This is a genomic window from Stenotrophomonas sp. HMWF003 (assembly GCF_003061285.1).
In the GTDB taxonomy this organism is placed as follows: domain Bacteria; phylum Pseudomonadota; class Gammaproteobacteria; order Xanthomonadales; family Xanthomonadaceae; genus Stenotrophomonas; species Stenotrophomonas maltophilia_AP.
Genome location: NZ_QAIW01000425.1, coordinates 1312 through 3265, shown reverse-complemented (window position 1 = coordinate 3265; position 1954 = coordinate 1312). Strand labels below are relative to the sequence as shown.

Annotated in this window: 4 protein-coding genes and 1 pseudogene; 2 read left to right on the top strand and 3 right to left on the bottom strand. The window is 67.8% G+C overall.

The features are described from left to right. On the top strand, positions 1 to 391 hold a 391-nt coding region (locus DBR34_RS18280), incomplete at its 5' end, for an HAD hydrolase family protein (RefSeq protein ID WP_181394065.1). Here DBR34_RS18280 and DBR34_RS18275 read toward each other — a convergent pair. Then, positions 374 to 790 carry a hypothetical protein gene (locus DBR34_RS18275; RefSeq protein ID WP_128097835.1) on the bottom strand — a complete coding sequence of 139 codons (417 nt, stop codon included), beginning with the start codon at positions 788 to 790 and terminating at the stop codon, positions 374 to 376. The two genes, DBR34_RS18280 and DBR34_RS18275, sit on opposite strands and share 18 nt — an antisense overlap. Positions 791 to 840: 50 nt before the next feature. Continuing rightward, complete coding sequence (locus DBR34_RS18270; RefSeq protein ID WP_128097834.1) at positions 841 to 1101, bottom strand: accessory factor UbiK family protein; 261 nt, start codon at positions 1099 to 1101, stop codon at positions 841 to 843. Positions 1102 to 1227: 126 nt separating this feature from the next. Here DBR34_RS18270 and DBR34_RS18265 point away from each other — a divergent pair, with 126 nt between their 5' ends. Further along, positions 1228 to 1566, top strand: a complete 339-nt coding sequence (locus DBR34_RS18265; RefSeq protein ID WP_038685739.1) for a P-II family nitrogen regulator — start codon at positions 1228 to 1230, stop codon at positions 1564 to 1566. A gap of 100 nt (positions 1567 to 1666) precedes the next feature. Here the strand turns inward: DBR34_RS18265 and DBR34_RS23920 are convergent. After that, a pseudogene (locus DBR34_RS23920) lies at positions 1667 to 1954 on the bottom strand (kinase); the annotation flags it as partial.

The window sequence follows — 1954 nt, the reverse complement described above, 5'->3', positions numbered from 1 at the left end:
CATGGACCCGGCGATGCAGTTCATCAAGCTGATGATGATCGACGAGCCGCACGTGCTGGACGCGGCGATCGCGCGCCTGCCACTGGAACTGACCGATCGTTTCGCGGTGCTCAAGAGTGCGCCGTTTTTCCTGGAAGTGTTCGACCACCGGGCGGGCAAGGGCGCAAGCCTGCAGAAACTGGCCGAGCACCTCGGCGTGGACGCGGCCAACGTGATGGCACTCGGCGATCAGGAGAACGACCTGACCATGCTGCAGTTCGCCGGCACCAGCGTGGCGATGGGCAACGCGATCGAGGTGGTGAAGCAGACGGCGCGCTTCGAGACCGCGACCAATGCCGAGGACGGCGTGGCGCTGGCGATCGAGCGGTTCGTGCTAGCGGGGCACGTCTGACGGCGCGCCGGGGGTGCGCAGCCGCGCGCGCGACCACGGCGAAAACAGGACGGCGGTGAAGACCAGCAGGCTGGGCAGGGTGAACACCACCGCATTGCCGGTGCCTTGCCCGGCACCAAGACCCAGCAGGCCCAGCCAGTAGACCTCCATGTCGGCAAACGCCACCAGGTTGTAGGCGAGGATGGGGATGCCGGCGACGAACGGAATGGGCAGCACGCCATGGCCTGCGGCCACCAGGGTGGGTGCAAGCAGCGCGGCAAGTGCGGAGAACACGACGCGGTAGACCTTGCGCAGGCCCGCGTCGTCGGTGCGCACGAGGCGCAGCAGGCACAGCGCGATGATCACCGCGGCAATGCTGGCGCCGGCCACCAGCAGCATCTGCGATCCTTGTTCAGACATGCGAATTCCTTGTCGTCACGTAGTGGGCGGGCGCCGCCCGCCACCCTGTCTTACAGTGCCGGCGTGTCGTTCCCGCGCGCTTCCAGCTCGGCCACGGTCTTCTCCAGCGCCTCCAGCTTCTCGCGGGTCTTGAGCAGCACCGCGCGCTGTACGTCGAATTCTTCGCGGGTGACCAGGTCCAGCTTGCCCAGCCCGGCCTGCAGCGCGGTCTTGAAGGTGGCCTGCAGTTCCTCGCGCGACTGGCGCAGGCCCGGCGGGACCATGTCGCTCAGGCGACGGGCCAGGTCATCAAGGTGGTTGAGGTCGATCATGCTACTGCTCCGCAGGGTATACGCTAAGGATAGTCCGCCACGCCCGCGCCGGCACTGACCGCGCGCATCGCGTTCACCGGGGGACAGGCGTTATCCTCGCTCGCCGGAATACAGGAGCCAAGCAGAATGAAGATGGTCATGGCGGTGCTCAAGCCGTTCAAGCTCGACGACGTGCGCGAAGCACTGGCCGAGCGCGGCGTCACCGGGATCACGGTCACCGAGGTGAAAGGCTTCGGGCGCCAGAAGGGACATACCGAGCTGTACCGCGGCGCGGAGTACGTGGTGGACTTCCTGCCCAAGGTGAAGATCGAGGTGGCGGTCACCGACGGCCAGGTCGAGGAAGTGGTGGAGGCCATCGTGAAGGCCGCCGGCACCGGCAAGATCGGCGACGGCAAGGTGTTCGTGTACGACCTGGGCAGCGTGGTGCGCATCCGCACCGGTGAGCTGGACGCCGACGCGCTGTAAGTTGGTTTGCCGGGCAGAGCCCGGCACTGCGTTGCGCTGTATGCGGGTCGGGTTGGCATGGCCGGGCAGCGCGCCCGGCCTGCGGGACACAGCGGCGGGGTTACGCGTGGCCCTTGAACCAGCGGTAGAAGCGCTTCCAGCCCACGCGCAGGCTGGCCACCCAGCGCGGGTCGGCCACCAGCGCCGCCTGCGTCGGGGTGGGCGTCAGGCCGGTCAGGCGCTGGCGCATCTTCAGCAGGTTCTTCATGTCGCTGCGGCGGAGCTGGCGCGACACCGGGTGTACCGGCAGCCAGCGCGGGCTGCGCCAGGCCGAGGTGAAGTCCACCAGTACCGGCACGCCGCCGCTGACCATCACGTTGGTGCCATGCAGGTCGTTGTGGGTGATGCC

Bases quoted from the DNA above. Each gene is read 5' to 3' on its own strand.
- DBR34_RS18270 (WP_128097834.1), bottom strand. From the start codon at position 1,101: ATGATCGACCTCAACCACCTTGATGACCTGGCCCGTCGCCTGAGCGAC.
- DBR34_RS18275 (WP_128097835.1), bottom strand. From the start codon at position 790: ATGTCTGAACAAGGATCGCAGATGCTGCTGGTGGCCGGCGCCAGCATT.
- DBR34_RS18265 (WP_038685739.1), top strand. From the start codon at position 1,228: ATGAAGATGGTCATGGCGGTGCTCAAGCCGTTCAAGCTCGACGACGTG.